The sequence below is a fragment of the Phycisphaeraceae bacterium genome, assembly GCA_019636675.1.
Classification (GTDB): Bacteria; Planctomycetota; Phycisphaerae; order Phycisphaerales; family UBA1924; genus JAHBXC01.
In genome coordinates this window covers 66638-84598 of the sequence record JAHBXC010000005.1, presented here as the reverse complement: position 1 = coordinate 84598, position 17961 = coordinate 66638, and the positions used below count along the sequence as shown (strand labels likewise).

Sequence of the window (17961 nt, the reverse complement as noted above, 5' to 3'; positions counted from 1 at the left end):
CTCCCTTCGGGCGGAACGGGACCCGCGGCGCGTCGATGCCGCGTCGCGGCCCGAGGTGGTCAGGATGTCGCCGGGGCGGGGAACACCCTCGCCCTGGCGGACTTGGATTGTACTGGCAAGGTCAAGGGGGTGGAAGGGGAAGGCACGGGGCACGAGGCACAAGGCACGAGCCGGAGCGCCAGAAAGAGGACGCTCCCACACCCCCTCCCTCTCTGCGTCCTCTGCGCCCTCTGCGGTGAATCTCTCCCGCTTACTTCTTCACCGGCTGGTTCGTCCGGATGTCGCGCCCTCGCAGGTGGCGCGTCATGTCTCGCATGAACTTGGCGGTCTGGGCGCGCTGGTTGGGGTTCGCGTCGGCGTTGATGTCGGCCTGCATCGACGAGAAGAAGTCGGCCACGTTGTCCGAGCGCAGCGGGCCGTCACGACGCCGCCCCTGCTCGGCGTCGCGCTGGGCCTGCGTCTGCATCTCCTGCAGGCGCGTCGCGTCGTCGACGTCGCGCTCCTGACCGGTCAGCTGCTCGAGCAGGCGCGACCACTCCAGCGCCGTCTCGTCCAGGAACTCCTCGCGCTTCGCGCCGTCGACCTGCGCGTACTTGTTCGCGTAGTCCGTCATCAGGTCGATGCCCAGCGTGCGCATGTTCTCTTCGAGCTGCTTGCGCGCCTCGCCCGCGATCCCGGCGGCGAAGGCGGCCACCAGCACGCTGTCGCCGGCGCTCATCGTGCGCAGACGCTCCGCCAGCTGCAGCACGATCTCCAGACGCTCCTTCACCGGCAGCTTGCGGAAGTCCTTGTCCAGCAGCGCGAAGCCCAGCACGTTCGCGAGCGGGTCGTTGGCGGCGTCGGGCACGCGGATCGGCCTGAACGCGCTCCACGCCAGCGCCGCCCCGCCCCCTGCGCCCAGCAGCGCGATCGTGACGCCCGTCGCCGCCGCCAGCGCGCGGTGCTTCTCCATCGCGCCCCTGATCGCCGGCAGCAGCTCGCGCAGGTCGATGTCGAAGCGATCGCGGAACGAGGGTCGTGCCGAGCGCGCGCGTGCGCCGACCGGCGCGTCGAGTCCCTCGAGCAGGGAGCCCTTCGTCGTCGGGTCGCTGACATGGTGGTGTTCGTGGTTCGGCATATCGCGGCGTTCCTTCCTCGGCGCGTCAGTTGCGCACGCTGTCGCGCGGGTTCAGGATCAGCCAGTCGGCGCGCCAGTCGCCGAAGTACAGGGCGTTCTGGTCGTACTCCGGCCCGCCCTCGTGGCGGGCGGCCGAGTCGGCGAAGACGGGGTAGTTGGGGTTGAACTCGTAGAACTTGGTGACGGCGCCGCGCGGGTCGCGATCGTCGCGGAAGATCTCGCGCGCGACCATCAGCGTGCCCGCCCAGTACTCGTAGCTGCTGTGACGCCCGATGGGCGAGAGCCCGGCGAGGCGCAGCTCGGGCGGGATCGAGCGGTCGCTTGGGCAGAGGAAGACCTCGAGCGAATCGAGCATGGGCCCGAAGGTCGCCATGATGCCGTCGGGGTTGAGCTCTTCCGGCGGGCGCGGGTCGGCGCCGTAGACGCTGCTGTCGTCGAGGGGCAGGGCGTAGGGCAGCTCGAAGCGTGGCGTGTTGTTGCGCGCGACCTCGACGCCAAGCCCGATGCCGCGGAGGTTGGAGAGGCACTTGGTGCGCTGGGCGCTGTTTCGGGCCCTGGTCAGCGTGGGCGCAAGGATGCCGATCAGCAGCGCGACGATGCTGACGACCACGAGCAGCTCGATGAGGGTGAACCCCCACCGAGCGCGCCGGGCGCGAGATTCGCGAACGCGTGCCATCGTCATGATGGTATTGGTTCGGGTGGAAGGGGGTGCGGATTCGGGGGGAAGGCGTGGGCGGAAGGGAGCAGGGAGCAGGGAGTGGGGAGTGGGGAGTGGGGAGTAAGTGCGATCTTCCCCCCTGCCGCTCGCTGGGGGGGGGCCCTCTCCGAACCCCAACCCCTCCGCGCCCTCCGTGGTGAATGTTGCCTTGAGAGTCCGATAATTCCCGAGTTTTCGTCATCTCTACGGCTGTTTTCCCGGTCCGGACGATTCCCCTTCTCGGTCGTCGACCGGCTCTCCGAACGCCGCGTAGAGTCTTTCCGTACGACGGGCGGGCCACGCGGCTCGGGAGACGCCTCCGACCATCTCCCGAACCCGGGCAGCCCCACTTCTCGAGGTTTCGCCCCATGGCCACCTCCTACGGCGCCCTGTGTTCGGGCTTCACGATCACCCAGAAACTCACCACGACCATGAACCTGCCCGCCCAGCGCGAGCCGGTCCTGTCCTTCTTTGAACGCCTTCGCAAGCAGCGCCCCGCCCTCGAACGCTTCAAGCGCTACGACGGGGAGGTCGCCCTCGAATCGCGCGCCCTCCCGGGCGCCGGGGGCTCGGCCGGCGTCGAGGCCGAGGAGTGGGTCGCCCTGCGCCGGCGCTCCGTCCGCTCGGGCGCCGTCAACCCGCGCTCCCTCACCGGGGGCGCCGGGGCGTACGCGCTGCACCGGCTCGTGCTCGAGACCTCGCCCTTCTACTTGGGCATCAACCCCCTGGATGTCGAGCAACTGGAAGTCGTCTTCGCTTTCGAGCTGGAGGCGGCGGGCAACCACAACCGCATCGTGGCCGAGGCGCTGCTGGGCGACAGCCCGCTCGCGCGCTTCGCCGAGATCGAGGGCGCCGAGCCCATCGACATCCAGCCCGTGCTGGGCCTTGCCTTCGGGCGCGCGCTCGACACCGAGGCGTTCCTCGAGCTGAAGACCAAGGCCGGCCCCCACGCCGCGCGCGAGTCGATGGGGTCCTTCGACCGCCTGAGCGACGACGACACAATCGAGTTCGACGCATCGTCTTCCTTCGACGACGACGCCGAGGAAAGCGACGACGAGCCGATCACCGTCTTCCTGACGCTGCGCCGTCGCGCCCCGCTCAAGAGCGTCGACGACCTGCCCGCCTGGTTCGCGGCGCTGACCGAGCGCGCCGAGGCGCTGACCGACGAGAAGATCCTGCCGCTGATCCTCCAGCCCCTGCGCAAGGCGATCGCCAGCAGCAGGGCGTGAGGCGCGCCGCCGGGCTCAGTCGCAGGATGTCCCGAACGCCGCGAGGATCGCGTTGAGGTCGGCGAAGTTCACGACGCCGTCGGCGTTGATGTCTGCGGGAAGATCGGCGCCGGCCTGGCCGTAGGTCGAGAGCACGGCGTTGAGGTCGATGAAGTTCACCACGCCGTCGGAGTTCGTGTCGCCGGGGCAGGGCGCGTCGCCGGCGAACACGCGCATCGATCGGAGGGTGAGGGTTGAGGGCGGGTCAGTCGGCGCGGTTTCGTCGTCGCCGCTCCACACGACGAACGCGTCGAGGTTTCGTGCCGCATAGACCACTTGGGTGATCGGGCTGGTGTCGAGCAGCGGGAAGGTCGAGCCGACGGGCTGATCGTTCACGAACCAGTCGAGGCGGTCGGCGTCGGGGTCGTATTGCACGCGCGCGGCGTACGGCTCGCCGGCGACGAGCCCGAGCGCGGCTCGCGTGGGGCCCTGGATCACCACGAACTGCTGCGCGCCGGGCTGCGTGGCGCCTTCCTGTCGACCGAAGAGGTAGAAGGTGTCGTTGGGCGCGAGGTGCCAGAGATAGCCGATCGGCGAGAACCCGCCCCCCGGTCGCGTCTGCAGAGGCGACCACCCGCGCGAGGTGACACCCCACTCGGACGATTCGAACTCGGCGACGACGGTCCACCCCGAGCCGGACCCGCCGGGCAGCGAGGGGGTCCGCGCCGAGAACTGCGCGAACAGATTTGCGTCGCTCGCGCCCGGGGGGAGCGGCGGGACGAAATGCACGGTGTCGCGGAAGACATTGGCCATGACAACGCCACCTTGGCCGTCCGTCACGACGCCGTTGGCGCTCGTGAACCGTGTTGACGCGAGCGGGCTGCCGATCGGGTCGTCGATGTGACGGGAAGGGGGGACGTTGGCGACGCCCCACGCGAAGTCGTCAAAGATGGGGGAGGTGAGGTCCGGCAGCGTGACCACGGGCAGAGGCAGGCACGCGTACGAGAGGTTGTCGAGCTCCATGCGTGAGTTCCAGCCGAAGGAGTTGTTCTCCGACTCGAACCGCACGATTTGTGCGGCGTTGGCGAAGGCGACGCCGGAATAGATCTCGACGCCTTCAACGGAGATCGTCATCGAACGATCGTTCTCGATTGTGAAGCAGAGAGTGCGCATGGCGTCGTCGGCGACCCACTGATAGCCGGTGGAGACGATCTCGACCCCGGGCGTGGGCGCGTTGTCGTAGGGGGTCGTCGTGAACGGGTCGTCGATGGGGTCGTACCACGGGTCGACCTGGACATACACGGTCGGGTCAAAGGCCGGGTTGTTCGGCACGCTCAGGTCGGCGCGTCCGAGGAAGACGCGCGCCGTGACGCCCCCGAAGATGTAATTTGTCGCTTCGGAGTCGAGCGTGATCGCGCGCACGGTCTGTCCCGTGGTGGCGACATCGACGCAGAAGGTCCACGGATCACCGGGCAGCGCGTACGAGTTGGGCAGCGTGCTCGTCATCTCGACGCGGTGCTTGTTGTCGGATGAGACATTGTTGATCTGGCGGATGGCTTGATCGCCGGGCGAGCGTTCGAACACGGTCGCGGCGGAGGAGAGCGCGTCGAACCAGCGAGTCGACTGACCGCGCAACGGGCCGGCGTTCATCCAGTTGAGGTCATCGAGATACGGGCAGTCGAGCGCGGGCGGCTTTGGGATCATACGGAGCGGCCCGGATGCCTCGATGTTGTCCGCCAGCAGGAAGGCGCCCTGAGACTCGTAGGCGCTGTTGAAACCGACCCGGTCGATCGCCAGCCCCACGAGCGGGTAGCCGCGATGGATGATGACCTCGCCGTTGCCGTCGAGGAGGTCGAGCAGATAGGTCACGCGCAGATCGGCGGAGGTCTCAAGGATCCAGCGTGACCACACGCCGATCGGCGGCGGGACCAGTCCGCCGATCACCGACCCGGCTGGCGGCGTGCAGCCCGGGATGGTGAAGCCTTGGAAGTCCCGGCAGTACCTCGCCGGCGAGAACAGCCCGATGAACTCCGGGCTGAGCAGGTAGATAGTTGTCAGCGGACCATTCGGGAGTCCTTGATCGGTGCAGTCACCGGGTTGCACCTCGACGCATGTGCCGCCCCAGATCGCTCGACTGGTGATGAACCCGGTGAATGCCGCGGCGGTTTCGAAGGTGTACTGCTCAGCGATCGTGCTAATATAGAGTTCGCTCGATGCGCGGGCGTTGGCGCCCGCGACGGGCTCGATCGGGGAGCCCCAGCTCAGGTTCGCGCCGGTGAAGAACCCGCCCGGCGCCTGCGCCGCGGCGGTGGTGAGCCGGATCGCCTGTGTCGCGTTGCCGCCGATCGGTGCGCCTGTGAGATCGACGACGCGCGCGAAGGCGACATTGCCTTGACCTCGGACGGTGTTCAAACCCCAGCCGAAGCCGTCCGGTCCCGTGAACGATGTCGGCGCCGCGCTGACTCCCATGCCGCCGATGGACACATCGACGGGGAAGTTCTCGAGCTCGTCGCGCATCGTGATGATGGATCCCGGCGGGAACGGCCCGTTCTGCCTGGGCGACGCGCCGGGAGATTCGATCGGCACTCGCAGATCCGTCAGCGACTGGCGCACGAGCGGCTGCGCAGACGCGCACAGTGTGCAGAGCGGAAGCGCGGTCAGCGCAAGAATGAATGTCCGCATGGGAGCCCCTTGGTATACGGTCGTGATTCAGTCGCAGGATGTCCCGAACGCGGCCAGGATCGCGTTGAGGTCGGCGAAGTCGACCGTGCTGTCGCCGTTGGCGTCTCCGGGGAGGAAGCCGGGCACGAACTGCACGACGCCGAAGTTCCCGAGGGCGGCGTTCAGGTCGGCGAAGCCGGTCATGCCGTCGAAGTCGAAGTCGGTCGCGCAGGAGGGCGCGTCGCAGGCCATGCGGACATCGTCGATACGCAGCTCGGAGCCGGGGGACGACGCGTTGTTCTCGGATTCGAAGGCGAGGGCGTCGAACGACGGGCCGAAGGCGGCGGGGCCGGCGTAGGCGAGCGCGTCGTTCACATACACGCGCAGCGCGCCGCTGGCGGCGAGGCGCAGCGTGATCGTGTGGTACTGCCCGTTCTGCGGCACGATCACGCCGGTGTCTTCGATATCGACGCCGACCACGGGGTTGACGGCGTCGGGGTCTGCTGGCGAGTCGTCGACGGGGTTGAACCAGCGGTTGGTCTGCACGAAGAGCGAGGGCGTGTACACGGGGGCGCCGGGGGTGGTTCGGTCTTCGTGGCCGCGGAAGAGGCGGGCGATGGTCTGGTCGCCGTCGAGGAGCGCGAAGGCGCGGACGGCGTTCCCGTCGAAGCGCGCGTCGAAGGAGACGACGAGGTCGTTGGCGAGGGTGGCGTGCTCGCGGGGCAATTCCGTGGCGAACTCGCGCCGGTGCTGGTTGTTGGGGAAGACGGTATTCGTCTGGAGGAGCACCCCGCCCTGGGCGTCGTCCGGCACGACGAGCAGGCCCGAAGTCGGGGCGGCCGTCCACCTGTCCTGCTGCTGCTGGATGACCGGGAAGTTGTCGAGCCACTCGAGATCGTCGAGGTACGGGCATTCGAGCGCCGGGGGGACCGGGGGTTGCAGCGGCGGGCCCGACGCCTCGATGGTGTCGAGGAGCATGATCGCGTTGCTCGCGCCGAACGAGGAGTTCCACGCGATCGAGTCGAGAAGATTCGACTGGACGAGGGCGTCTTCATAGATCAGGACTTCGCCTCCGCCGTCGAGCGCGTCGATCGCGATCGTGAAGCGGTGGTCCGCCGTCGTCTCGGTGATGAGGCGGAACCACGAGCCGACGGGCGTGCTGACGGCGTCGCCGACCTGGGCGCCCGATGGCGGCGTGCATCCCGGGATGGGGACGCCGTCGCGCGTGACGCAGTACCGCGTAGGGACGAGTTCCTGCTGACCGATCAGCGGGTTCCACGCAAGCACACTCAGCACGGTGAGAGGCCCGATCGGCAGCCCGACAGCCGCGCAGTCGCCCGGAAAGATCTCGATGCATTCCCCGCCCCACATGACGCGATGGATGATGAACCCGGTCAGCACCGAGCGCGGCTCGTAGGTGTAGCGTTCGGCGATCGTGCTGACGAAGTGATCGGCCGATACGCGCGCGTTCGCACCGGCGGTGGGGATCAGCGAAGAGGCCCATCGGATATTCGCGCCGAGGAAGAAGCTGTAGGGCGCCTGCGCCGCGGCGGTGCGCAGACGGATTGCCCGAGTCGCGTTGCCGCCGGTCGGTGAGCCGGAGAGATCGACGACCTGGACGAAATTGATACTGGTCTGCCCTCGCAGGGTGTTGAGCCCCCAGTCGAACCCGTCGGGCCCGGTGAAGGAGGTCGGGGCGGCGTCGACCCCAAGGCCCCCGAGCGACACGCCCACAGGGAAGTTCTCCAGTTCGTCTCGCATCGTGATGATCGACCCGGGGGGAAACACGGCGCCCCGGAGCGAGGCGGCGCCCTGAGTCTGCGCGCGTTCGGCGAGGGGGACCGCGGCGTCGGCGATCGACCCGGCGGGCGCGAGGGGCTGGGCGAACGACGGCGAGGCAACGATGCCGGCGAGAGCGACAAGCAGTGCGGGATGGCGCATGAGCAGCCCCTTGAGTGGCGTCGCGGGGGGAAAGGCCGCGACTGATCCCTCAAGGTGTACCTCGGAAGCGGGGGGAGTGCAAAGGAAAGTTCCGAAAACTTCCCGCCCTGGGAATAGACGGGGGTGGCGGGCGCGTTGCGCATCGCGAGGTCGGGAGACCGGCCTCGTCCAAAGCCCCCCACGAGAGCCGGCGGCGCGTCCCAGTGATGCGCCGCTGGTTGTGTTTTGGCGGGGTTGGGGCGTCGGGAGAGGGCGTGGAGGGGGATGGCGGTCCCTACAATCGCCGGCGATGCCCAACCGACGCCCGCCGTGCTACATCACCACCCCGATTTACTACGTGAACGACCGGCCCCACATCGGGCATGTCTACACCACGCTGCTGGGCGATGTATTGGCCCGGTACCGGCGCCTGTGCGGGGATGATGTCTTCTTCCTGACCGGGACCGACGAGCACGCCGACAAGGTGGTGGACTCGGCGAAGGCGCACGGCGTGACGCCCCTGCAGTGGGCGGACCGCAACGCCGCGGCGTTCAAGGCGGCGTTCCACGAGATGGGGTTCTCGAACGACGACTTCATCCGCACGACGGAGAAGCGCCACACCGAGAAGGTGGTGGAGTACATCGGTCGGCTCCAGGCGACGGGGGACGTGTTCCTCGGGCACTACGAGGGGTGGTGGGACGCGTCGCAGGAGGAGTACGTCACCGAGTCGACGGCGCGCGAGCACGGGTACAAGAGCCCGGTGACGGGTCGCGAACTGGTGAAGCGGCGCGAGCAGAACTACTTCTTTAAGTTGAGCGCGTACGGGGATCGGCTGCGCGAGCACATCGAGCGGAACCCGGGGTTCATCCAGCCCGACGCGCGCCGGAACGAGATCCTGGGGCGCATCCGCGAGGGTCTGCAGGACGTGCCGATCACGCGGGCCGTCGAGGACCCGACGGGCGAGGTGTGGGGCATCCGCATGCCCGGCGACGCGGGGCACCGGGTCTATGTGTGGATCGACGCGCTGTTCAACTATCTGAGCGCGGTTGATACGGAGGACCGGCGCGAGTTCTGGAGCGAGATGGAGGGCGGCAACGCCCCGGCGACGCACCTGATGGCCAAGGACATCGTGTGGTTCCACGCGGTGATCTGGCCCTCGATGCTGATGGCGCTGCGCGAGCCGCTGCCCGAGACGGTGCTGGCGCACTCGTACTGGATCCGCGAGGGTCGGAAGATGAGCAAGTCGCTGGGGAACTTCCTCGACCTGCCGACGATCCGGGGGTACTGCGCCGCGTACTCGCGCGACGCGCTGCGCTGGTTCCTGGCGACGCAGGGCCCGCTGGGCGCGACGGATTCGGACTTCGCGCACGCGCGGTTCGTCGAGGTCTACAACGCGGACCTGGCCAACGGCATCGGCAACGCGTTCTCGCGCGTGAGCAACATGATCGCGAAGTACTTCGACGGGAAGGTCCCCGACGCGAAGGGCGTGACGAGCCACGCCGGGCACGACTGGCCGGCGCTGGCGCGCGAGCATGTCGAGCAGACGAAACACTTCTTCGCGCAGCACCGGCTGGGGGATGCGCTGAACTCGTCGATGGGGCTGGCGAGGAAGGTCGACGGGTACATCAACGCGACCGAGCCGTTCAAGGTCGCGAAGGACGAGGCGCGCCGCGATGAACTCGGCGCGATCCTCTATCACTGCGTCGAGGCGCTGCGCGTCGCGTCGCTGGGGCTGTTCGCGGCGATGCCCGACAAGATCGGCGAGATGTGGTCGCGCATGGGGTTCGAGCCGGGCGCGAAGCCGTTCGACGAGTTGGCGCGCTGGGGCGTGCTGTCGCCCGGGACGCCGATCGTCAAGGGCGAGGCGCTGTTCCCGCGCGCGGATCCGAAGGCGGATATCCCCGCGCCGATTGCGCACGAGGGCGAGTGAGATGGACGCGCGCGAAGCCACCAGCCCGGCGCTGCTCGCGTGGCGGTCGAACCGTCGCGGCGTGCTGATGTGCGGCGAGATCCCGCACAAGACGGGGTTCGCGGTGTGCCCTCGCACGGGCGTGGTGGCGGTCCCGCTGCCCACGACGCTGCTGAGCGCCGGGGCCGAGTTCAGCGCCGACGGCGCGACGCACTTCGTGCTGTTCCTGCCCGACGAGAGCGAGACGGCGTTGCAGGTGCTGCTCTCGCCGCGCGTCGTTGATCCGGAAGAGACAGACCTGCGTGAACGGTTCGAGACGCCGAAAGAAGAGTTGCGCGACCGTTGGCTGATGCTGCATCTTGAGCCGCCGCGCGGCGACGCGACCTGGGTGGCGTTCGACGCCGAGAGCGCTCGCCTGGGCCGAGAGGTGCTGGACGACGACGCGCTTCGATCGTTCAGCGCGTTGCACGAGTCGGAGCCGAAGCTGGTGAAGCGCGCGAACTCGGATCGTGCGAGACTGGCGCGGGCGTGCCTGATCGCGACGGGTTCGGACCTGACCGGGGCGATCGCGGTGGAGGCGAACCCGTCGGGGCTGCTGATCCGGCACAAACTGGGCGTGACGCTGGCGGCGTTCGGGAACGAGGCGCACGATCGCGAGAGCGCCGAGCGCGAGATCGACGCGCTGCTGGCGAGGGGTGACGCGTGATGTACCGCGACGCGCATGTGCACATCCACGCGCACGGGTACGAACTGTCGTGCGTGAATCTGTCGGACTGCGAGTCGCTGGAGGAGTGCCTTCGGCGCGTCGCGGCGGCGTCGTCGACGAAGCGGCAGGGCGAGTGGGTCGAGTGCGTGTGCGCGAGGCTCGAGGGCTGGCGCGAGCGGCGCTGGCCCACGAAGCATGAGCTGCATGACGCGTCCGGGGGCAGGCCCTGCGTGGTGCGGAGTTTCGACCATCACTCGCTGAGCGCGAGCGAGCGCGCCCTGGCGTTGGCGGGGATCACGCGCGAGACGCCGGCGCCCCCGGGGGGCGTGATCGAGCGCGACACGGAGGGCGAGCCGACCGGCGTGCTGCTCGAGAACGCGTGCAGGCCGGTGTGGGAGGCGGTCCCGAAACCGTCGTTCGAGGCGCGCGTGGGGCAGGTGGCGCTCGCGCTGGCGGACTTTCGCGCGCGCGGGTTCGTCGAGGTGCACGACATGCTCGCCGAGCCGTGGCTGGGCGACGCGGTCTCGGCGCTGGTCGAGCGGGGCGACGAGAACGCGCGCGCGATGACGGTGTGGCTCTACGCGCTGCCCGAACGACTCGCCGCGATGATCGAGGCGAGCGCACGGTGGGACGCGCGGCGCGTGCGCGTCGCGGGCGGGAAGTTGTTTCTGGATGGCACGATCAACAGCCGCACGGCGTGGATGCTGCACGAGTTCCGCGAGCCGATCCCCGAGCACCCGCGCGGCGTGGCGATGATGTCCCGCGCGCAGATCGTCGGCGCGATCCGCTTCTGCGACGCGCGAGGGCTGGGCATCGCGATGCACGCGATCGGCGACGCCGCGGTGCGTGAGGGGCTGGACGCGCTGGCGGAGGCGGACCCGTCGATGCTCCGCGTCGGGCGAGACGAGCCGTGGCGTATGGCGCGCGTCGAGCATTGCGAGTTCGTGGATGAGGCGGATGTCGAGCGTTTCGCGGCGATGAATGTGGTGTGCTCGCCCCAGCCCTGCCACCTGTTGCCGGATATCGAGGCGCTGCGCCGGTATCTGCCGCACCGGATCGATCGGCTGCTGCCGCTGGGAGAGATCGCCGATTCGGCGCGCCGGCGCGGACGCGACCCGTCTGAGCTGATCTGGCTGGGGAGCGACGCGCCGATCGTGCCCCCGAGCGTGGATGACAATGTGACGGCGTCGACGCTGCGTCGGCGTCCGGGGATGGATGCGCGAGAGGCCCTGTCGGTGCGCCACGCGATCGACGAGCGTCTCGCGCTGTCGCTGCACCGACCCACGGCGGCCGGCGCGTTGGAGATGAATCACACATGAAGACCGTGGTCGTGACGAGGCCCTACCCGGGCGAGATGGTGATCCCCGGCGCGCGGATCGTGGTCGGCCCCGACGAGGGCCTGCGCGAGCCCGGCGCGCTGCACGCGTTCCTGCGCGAGCACGCGCCCGACGCGCTCGTGAGCATGTTCCACGACCCGATCGACGCGGCGGCGCTCGACGCGGCCGGCGATCAGCTGAAGGTTGTCTGCAACTTCGCGGTTGGCTTCGACAACATCGATCTGGACGAATGCGAGCGCCGCGGGATAGTCGTGTGCAACACGCCCGACGCGGTGACCGAGGGCACGGCGGACATCGCGTTCCTGCTGATGCTCGCGGCGGCGAGGCGCCTGAAGGAAGCGGACGACTACGCGAGGAGCGAGGAGTACCCGAAGAACGGGTATCTCGGCATGAGCGACTTCCTGGGCGTGCACCTGACGGGGCAGACGCTGCTGATCGTGGGGGCGGGGCGGATCGGCTACGCGACGGCGCTGCGCGGCATCGGCTGGGGCATGCGCACGCTGTATGTGTCGCGCTCGCGCCACGTGGAGTTCGAACTCGCGCCCCTGGGCGCGGAGCGGGTGGACCTTGATGAGGGGCTCAGGCGTGCGGATTTCGTGAGCGTGCACACGCCGCTGACGAAGGAGACGCGGCATCTGATCGATGAGCGCCGGCTGCGGCTGATGAAGAAGAACGCGGTGATCGTGAACACCGCGCGAGGGCCGGTGATCGAGGAGGCGGCGCTGGCGCGTGCGTTACAAGAGGGTTGGATCTTCGGCGCGGGCCTGGATGTGTATGAGTTCGAGCCGCGCCCGGGGGAGGCGTTGAAGGCGCTGAAGAATGTGGTGATGACGCCGCACATCGGGAGCGCGTCGCGGAAGCACCGGGAGTTGATGACGGAGATGGTGAGCGGGAATGTGAAAGCGGCGCTCGCCGGGGAGCGGGCGCCGAATCGGATCAGGTGAGTTCGCCCGTGCGTGCCGTGCGTCGGGCGGGGCCGGGGGGGGGCCGGGGGGCGCCGGGGTTTAGCGGTCGTCGTGGGGGTCCGCCCGGTGGTTGCCGTTGGACTTGGTCGCTCGGCGCCAGATGTGCGTGATGGCTTCCTCGTCGAACCAAGTGAGGCCGGCGCGCATGGCCATGCGAGCGAGTTCGACGCGGTTGGTCGCGCTGAGCTTGGAGCCGAGCGAGACGCGGTGCCACTCGATGGTCTTCTTCGAGCGGTGGAGGCGCTCGGCGATCTCGTGGGTGGAGAGGCCCAGCCCGATGAGTCGGAGGACCTGGAGTTCGCGTTCGGTGAGGGTGGAGAGCGCGCCGAGGTCGAGACACATCTCGCAGTAGACCTGCTCCGGGCCGACGAGGTCGGCGAGCCCGACGGGCTGGCAGAGCGGGACGCACACGGTGAGGACGCGCTCGTGCCCCTTCGTGTTGTCGAGCGCGCGGTAGACCGTTCGGCGGAAGAGCCCGGCGATCGCGCCCAGGACGGCGATGCTGCTGCCGTTCTGCAGCACGCGCGAGACCAGCGCCATGCGCGCGTCGTGGATGGGGCCCGGGATGAACTCGGAGAGATTGCGGCCCTCGATCGTGTCAAGCGCCTTGAGGCCGATCAGGTCGCGCCCGAACTGATTCATGTAGTGAACGACGCCCTGAGCGTCGATCACGGTCACGGCGCACGACGCGTCGTTGGTGAAGGCCTGCCAGCAGACCGACCACTCGGCCGGCGTCATTTCGTCTTTCGTCGTGTCCGGGCTGCTCGCGAGCCCTGGGCGTTGCATGAACACGGTCGATCCCTCTCCCCCGGCGTTGACCCATCTGCTGGAGCGCCCCGCGCGTGAATCGCGAAAGACGCCGCCGCCGCTCCCGCCCGCGTCATGGACGCGGTGCGGTAAAGGCGTCAGTCCGCCCGGGCGTGAACCCGGGCACGATCGGGCCGAGCATCGGGGGTCGGACCGCCATTCCCTACTGTGAGGAGCGCAGACTCGTGGGCGATCCGGCAACGCGATTAGGGATTTTTACCGAATTTGCCGCGACGGCCGGAAAATGGTTGAAACCAACAAAAAACCGCCCGCGACGATGGCGGGCGGCAAAGCGGATTCGGGACCCTTCCGGGTGTGTCAGAAACTGGGGATCTAGGATTTGAACCTAGACTAACTGAGCCAGAGTCAGTCGTGCTACCGTTACACCAATCCCCAAGGATTGCCGGATAGTAGCCCGATTCTCCGGCGCGGCAACGGGTCAAGGGCGCGATCGACGCCCCCGGCGCCCCCGGCGCCCCCGATGCCCCCGGCGCCCCGGCTCGCCTGTCAGCGTGACATCCAGCCCCCGGCCCCTCCGGACGCTCCTGCTGATCCTCCGGAGCCGCCGCCCCCGGCAGGGTTGGAGCTTCTGGTGGGTTCGGCGCGGTTCGGCGGCGGGGACAGTGTTTCGCTGTCGCGACCCGGTCGGGCGGCGCCGATCGCGGCGCTCGCGCTCACCGGCTCGTCGTGGGAGAGTCGCTTCTCTCGCGCCTCGTCGATCGAGCGGTCGAGCTTGCGCAGGATGTCTTTGACCTGGGTGAATGTCTTGTCTGAAGTGCTCATCGCGTGTCTCCTCGAGCCGGGGGTGCTATCGGCCTCATCCCGGGACGACGCGCGGACATGAAAGCGGCGGAGCCGGGTGGCTCCGCCGTCTGGAACGGTTGTGCGGGTTGTCGCGGGGCCGGGCGTGCGCGCCGACCTTGGCGCTTAGCGGTTCAGGAGCTCGTGGAGCCATGCGCCGCGGCGGGGGCCCGGTCGCGTGGGGTCGTAGTCGGCGGGCGCGTCGAGCGGGCGCTCGATGGGCGTGTAGGAGCTCGGGTCGTTGGCGACGGCGAAGACGAGGACAAGGTCCTGAAGATCGATGACGCCGTCGTCGTTGAGGTCGGCGGCCTCGAGGAAGTGGCGGTCTGACTTGGTGGCGCCGTAACGCTTGAGGACCTCAGACACGTCCTGCATGTCGTACTTCCCGTCGGCGTTGATGTCGGGGGAGGCCGAGACAGGGACGGTGGTCATGCCGAAGACGAAGCCGCCGGGGGGCGGGAGCCGGACGAGGCCGGGGATGCGCGAATCGCCGCCGATGGGGGGGATGGTGCCGCCGGTGGCGCCGATGCGGAAGTCTTCGAGGAACCAGCCCTGGAACGAGCCGGGTCTGCCGACGGGGGCGATGTCGGACTGGAGTGTGAACCGCACCCGGAACTGCGTGCCGAGCTGGGGGGTGAGGTCGTAGAAGCGTGGCGTCCACTCGTAGCTGTTGGGCGGGACCTCGTTGCGCAGGGTGCGGATGACGACGGGGTCGTTGATGTTGGGCGTGACGATCTCGATGATGATGCGGTCGTTGAAGACCGACTCGATCTCGAGGAGTTCCCAGAAGGTCATGGAGACAGACTGGGAATTGGTGTTGCGCAGGTCGAAGACCGGCGAGTAGAGGTGGTGGGCGGTGTCGTTGGCGTAGTTGCCGATGAGGTTGGTCGCGAAGACATTCTCGCCGCTGCGTGCGCGGTTGAACCCGCGGACGCGAGGCGGGGTGGCGAGGATGACCTCGACCGGGAAGGAGTCGCCGTCGAGGAACTCGAGGAAGAGGAAGTCTTCCTCGGGGACGCCGCGCTCCCAGTCGCCGGTGAACTGCCAGCCACGGACGCTCTCGAAGTCATCGAAGAAGACCGAGACGGGTTCGATGCGCACGACGCGGCGCGTCACGCCGAAGGAGTATCGGCGCTGCGCGTTGAAGGTGAAGAGGGAGTAGACGGCGTTGTTCGCGCGAGAGACCTCGTCGTCGACGAACGAGGTCCCCGAGCCGACGGCGAGGATCTCGACGCCGAACGCCGGGATCTGGCCGGCGGCGTACTGCACGCCGTCGACCGGTCGCCAGAGGGACGAGGTCGTGGAGCGCACGAGGAGCGTGCCGGAGAACTCGCCCTTGGGGCCGCTGGGGGGGTTGGTCCACGAGACGGTGGTCGAGTTGGCGCCCTGGGCGACGGTCATCGTGGGGACGGGCGCCGGCCAGGTGAGGTTGCTCTGGGCGAGCGCGCGCTGGGCGGCGAGGACGGCGGTCTCGGCGTTGACGAGCCCGTAGCCGAAGGACTCGCTGAAGCCCGAGGCACCGCCGAAGCCGGTGTTCTCGAAGGTGAAGAGCGCGGTGCGCGTGATGTTCTGGTTCGCGGTGTGCTGGAGGATGCGCCGGACCTGATCGGCGTGCAGGGCCGAGTTCTCGGCGACGGCGAGGGCCGCGACGCCGGCGACGATGGGTGTCGCGGCGGAGGTTCCGCCGAAGCTGGCGGTGAAGTCGCCACCGTTGTCGGAGGGGGCGGGGTTGTAGCCGCCCTCGGCGGTGACGTCGGTGGTGGTGATGCCCAGGCTGCCGCCGTTGGTGGGGCCGACGACGTCGGTGGCGAAGCCGTAGTTCGCGCCGGCGACGGGGCCGAAGCGGGCGCGCTGGCCGCGGTTGTTCATGCCGCCGACGCCGACGGTCTCGGCCATGCTGGCGAGCGCGCTGCCGTAGAGCGTGGGCACGCCCCCGTTGGCGGTGGCGAAGAGGAAGAGCATGCCGCGCCCGCCGCGCGAGTTGGCGGTGAGGTCGACGATCGCGTCGCGTTCGACGTCGGTGAGATAGGTGGAGGGCACATAGCCCCAGGAGTTGGAGTGGATGGCGGCGTCCGCGGTGGCGGTGGCGGCCCAGTTGGCGGCGACCTCGGAGGCGGCCATGGCGTTGCCGTTGAGCTGATAGAAGGAGGTCGGGATGATCAGCGCTTCGGGGGCGACGCCGCGTCCGCCCAGGGAGTTGGCGACGGCGGCGATGAGCCCCGCGACGGCGGTGCCGTGGCTGCCGCGACCTCGGTTGAGGGAGAGATCAAAGTCGAAGAAGTTGATGCAGTTGTCGCAGGAGCGGAAGTTCTGGGCGTAGTCGGGGTGTCCGGGCTGGGTGCCGTCGTCCATGAGCGCGACGATGACCCCGTTGCCCAGAGTGATCTCCCACGCGGGTTCGACGCCGACGTCGACGAGCTCGGTGCCGTTGCCCTGTCCGGTGTTGGCGAGGTGCCACTGGTTGGGGAAGAGCGGGTCGTCGATGCCGTCGCCGCTGCTGGTGTTGACGACGCCGGAGATCGTGATGGCGAAGGGGTTGTTGGTGTTGTCGTTGGTGAGGAAGGTGAGGGCGCCGGTGAACGCGCCGTCGGTGGTTGCCGGGAGAACCACGGTGAAGGTGGTGCCCGTGCCGCCGGCGACCGGGGAGGTGGGCTGCTGGGTGACGTTGAAGCCGGCCGGGACGCTGACCGTGCCGACGGTGAGGGGGTCGCCGCCGGTGTTGAAGAGCGTGAAGGTCTTCGTGATCGGGCTTCCCTGGGTGGTGACGCCGAAGTTGACGGTGCCGGAGTTGTTCACGACGCTGCCGTCGAGCGTGACGCGCAGGGCGGCGGGGCCGACGGGGGCGTTCACCGTGCCCTCGACGGTGAAGCTGAAGGGGTTCACCGGCGTGTTGGTGAGAATGTCGGCGTCGCCTGTGAAGAAGCCGGCGCTCGTGGCTTCGAGGCGGATGGTGAAGTTCGCGCTCGCGGCGGGCGCGATGGTGACCGGCAGGGGGCTGACGAGCGTGAATCCGTTGGGGAGGAGGGGCCCTCCGACGATGAGATCGGACCCGCCGGTGTTGGTCGCGGTGAACTGCACATCGATGGGCGTGCCGATGTCGGTGGCGCCGAAGTTGATGGTCGCGCCGGGCGCGAAGGGCATGCCGTTGCGAGAAACGGTGAGCTCGGGCGCAACGCCGGCGAGGGCGCGCTGCGCGACGGTGTCGACGTGGACGTATCGGAATGCCGGGTCGCTCGCGAGGGCGTCGGCGCGCTGGAACGCGCCGTAGGCGCTGGGCGTGTCGACCGTGAAGACGCTGCGCAGGCCGGGGACCGCGCGGACCGTGCCGAAGACGCCTCGCTGGCGCAGCATGTCGCTGGCCTGCGCCGTGGTGGCGTCGTCGGTGAACCCGACGACGAGCCGGTTGAGACCGATCATCACGATGGGCTGCCCGGGCCCCTGGAGCAGGCCCAGCTCGCGGGCCGTGTCACGGGTCGTGCCGGCGGGCAGCACATACGGGAAGGGCACGCGCGCGCCCGACAGGCGATGGTGCACCACGCCGGCGATCTGGGCGGGCGTCGTGGAAGACCCGAGCACGAGCGGGGGCGCGATGATCGGGTCGCCCCCGTCGTCGATGGGGACCACGCCCGGCTCGCCGCCGAGATCGCCCGGGCGGGAGTTCCCGCCGCCGGCGGCGACGGGCGAATCGCCCCGCATCGACGGGGGAATCGCGCCCTGCGCGCGCGCGAGCGGGCTCAGGGCCATCGTGACGAACAGGACGCTCAGCAGGCATGCGCCGGCGGCGAGTCGGAAAGCACCTCGGACCATACGGAAACGCTCCAGAACTTCTGGGA

At 69.0% G+C, this 17961-nt stretch carries 12 protein-coding genes and 1 tRNA gene; 5 read left to right on the top strand and 8 right to left on the bottom strand.

The features are described from left to right. Positions 1–250: 250 nt before the first annotated feature. Both KF684_13120 and KF684_13115 read right to left on the bottom strand, forming a co-directional pair. Positions 251–1117, bottom strand: a complete 867-nt coding sequence (locus tag KF684_13120; protein MBX3353867.1) for a hypothetical protein — start codon at positions 1115–1117, stop codon at positions 251–253. A gap of 25 nt (positions 1118–1142) precedes the next feature. Further along, positions 1143–1793 (bottom strand): type II secretion system protein, encoded by a 651-nt coding sequence (locus KF684_13115; GenBank protein ID MBX3353866.1) that lies wholly within the window; start codon positions 1791–1793, stop codon positions 1143–1145. A gap of 389 nt (positions 1794–2182) precedes the next feature. Here KF684_13115 and KF684_13110 point away from each other — a divergent pair, with 389 nt between their 5' ends. Further along, complete coding sequence (locus KF684_13110; GenBank protein MBX3353865.1) at positions 2183–3043, top strand: hypothetical protein; 861 nt, start codon at positions 2183–2185, stop codon at positions 3041–3043. Between the two features lie 15 nt (positions 3044–3058). Here the strand turns inward: KF684_13110 and KF684_13105 are convergent, their stop codons facing one another. Beyond that, entirely contained in the window at positions 3059–5704 is a 2646-nt protein-coding gene (locus tag KF684_13105) for a hypothetical protein (protein MBX3353864.1), read from the bottom strand. Positions 5705–5731: 27 nt separating this feature from the next. Then, positions 5732–7624: a hypothetical protein gene (locus KF684_13100; GenBank protein ID MBX3353863.1), complete on the bottom strand. Its 1893-nt coding sequence runs from the start codon at positions 7622–7624 to the stop codon at positions 5732–5734. 289 nt (positions 7625–7913) lie between these two features. On the opposite strand from KF684_13100, the gene metG reads away from it, so the two are divergent. The 4 genes from metG to KF684_13080 are packed head-to-tail and all read left to right on the top strand — an operon-like array spanning position 7914 to position 12499. Then, positions 7914–9533, top strand: coding sequence for a methionine--tRNA ligase (metG, locus tag KF684_13095; GenBank protein MBX3353862.1), 1620 nt, complete (start codon positions 7914–7916; stop codon positions 9531–9533). A 1-nt stretch (position 9534) separates the two neighbouring features. Further along, entirely contained in the window at positions 9535–10218 is a 684-nt protein-coding gene (locus KF684_13090; GenBank protein MBX3353861.1) for a hypothetical protein, read from the top strand. After that, the gene (locus KF684_13085) at positions 10215–11537 is read left to right on the top strand and encodes an amidohydrolase family protein (GenBank protein ID MBX3353860.1); all 1323 of its coding nucleotides are present in this window, start codon (positions 10215–10217) and stop codon (positions 11535–11537) included. Before KF684_13090 ends, KF684_13085 begins: the two co-directional genes overlap by 4 nt. Next, positions 11534–12499 (top strand): D-glycerate dehydrogenase, encoded by a 966-nt coding sequence (locus KF684_13080; GenBank protein MBX3353859.1) that lies wholly within the window; start codon positions 11534–11536, stop codon positions 12497–12499. The genes KF684_13085 and KF684_13080 overlap by 4 nt, the downstream gene beginning before the upstream one ends. Before the next feature lie 60 nt (positions 12500–12559). On the opposite strand, the gene KF684_13075 is transcribed toward KF684_13080, so the two are convergent. The 4 genes from KF684_13075 to KF684_13060 all read right to left on the bottom strand — a co-directional run bounded on the left by KF684_13075 (position 12560) and on the right by KF684_13060 (position 17935). Continuing rightward, positions 12560–13306 (bottom strand): PAS domain-containing protein, encoded by a 747-nt coding sequence (locus KF684_13075; GenBank protein ID MBX3353858.1) that lies wholly within the window; start codon positions 13304–13306, stop codon positions 12560–12562. A gap of 346 nt (positions 13307–13652) precedes the next feature. After that, a tRNA-Gln gene (locus KF684_13070) sits at positions 13653–13723 on the bottom strand. A gap of 111 nt (positions 13724–13834) precedes the next feature. Next, on the bottom strand, positions 13835–14110 hold the full coding sequence (locus KF684_13065) for a hypothetical protein (GenBank protein ID MBX3353857.1): 276 nt from the start codon (positions 14108–14110) through the stop codon (positions 13835–13837). Positions 14111–14254: 144 nt separating this feature from the next. Continuing rightward, complete coding sequence (locus KF684_13060; GenBank protein ID MBX3353856.1) at positions 14255–17935, bottom strand: S8 family serine peptidase; 3681 nt, start codon at positions 17933–17935, stop codon at positions 14255–14257. Positions 17936–17961: the final 26 nt, after the last annotated feature.

Excerpts from the sequence above, each read along its gene's own strand:
- KF684_13115 (MBX3353866.1), bottom strand. The coding sequence starts at position 1,793 with ATGGCACGCGTTCGCGAATCTCGCGCCCGGCGCGCTCGGTGGGGGTTC.
- KF684_13075 (MBX3353858.1), bottom strand. The coding sequence starts at position 13,306 with ATGCAACGCCCAGGGCTCGCGAGCAGCCCGGACACGACGAAAGACGAA.
- KF684_13110 (MBX3353865.1), top strand. The coding sequence starts at position 2,183 with ATGGCCACCTCCTACGGCGCCCTGTGTTCGGGCTTCACGATCACCCAG.
- KF684_13105 (MBX3353864.1), bottom strand. The coding sequence starts at position 5,704 with ATGCGGACATTCATTCTTGCGCTGACCGCGCTTCCGCTCTGCACACTG.
- KF684_13100 (MBX3353863.1), bottom strand. The coding sequence starts at position 7,624 with ATGCGCCATCCCGCACTGCTTGTCGCTCTCGCCGGCATCGTTGCCTCG.
- KF684_13090 (MBX3353861.1), top strand. The coding sequence starts at position 9,535 with ATGGACGCGCGCGAAGCCACCAGCCCGGCGCTGCTCGCGTGGCGGTCG.
- metG (MBX3353862.1), top strand. The coding sequence starts at position 7,914 with ATGCCCAACCGACGCCCGCCGTGCTACATCACCACCCCGATTTACTAC.
- KF684_13080 (MBX3353859.1), top strand. The coding sequence starts at position 11,534 with ATGAAGACCGTGGTCGTGACGAGGCCCTACCCGGGCGAGATGGTGATC.
- KF684_13120 (MBX3353867.1), bottom strand. The coding sequence starts at position 1,117 with ATGCCGAACCACGAACACCACCATGTCAGCGACCCGACGACGAAGGGC.
- KF684_13060 (MBX3353856.1), bottom strand. The coding sequence starts at position 17,935 with ATGGTCCGAGGTGCTTTCCGACTCGCCGCCGGCGCATGCCTGCTGAGC.
- KF684_13065 (MBX3353857.1), bottom strand. The coding sequence starts at position 14,110 with ATGAGCACTTCAGACAAGACATTCACCCAGGTCAAAGACATCCTGCGC.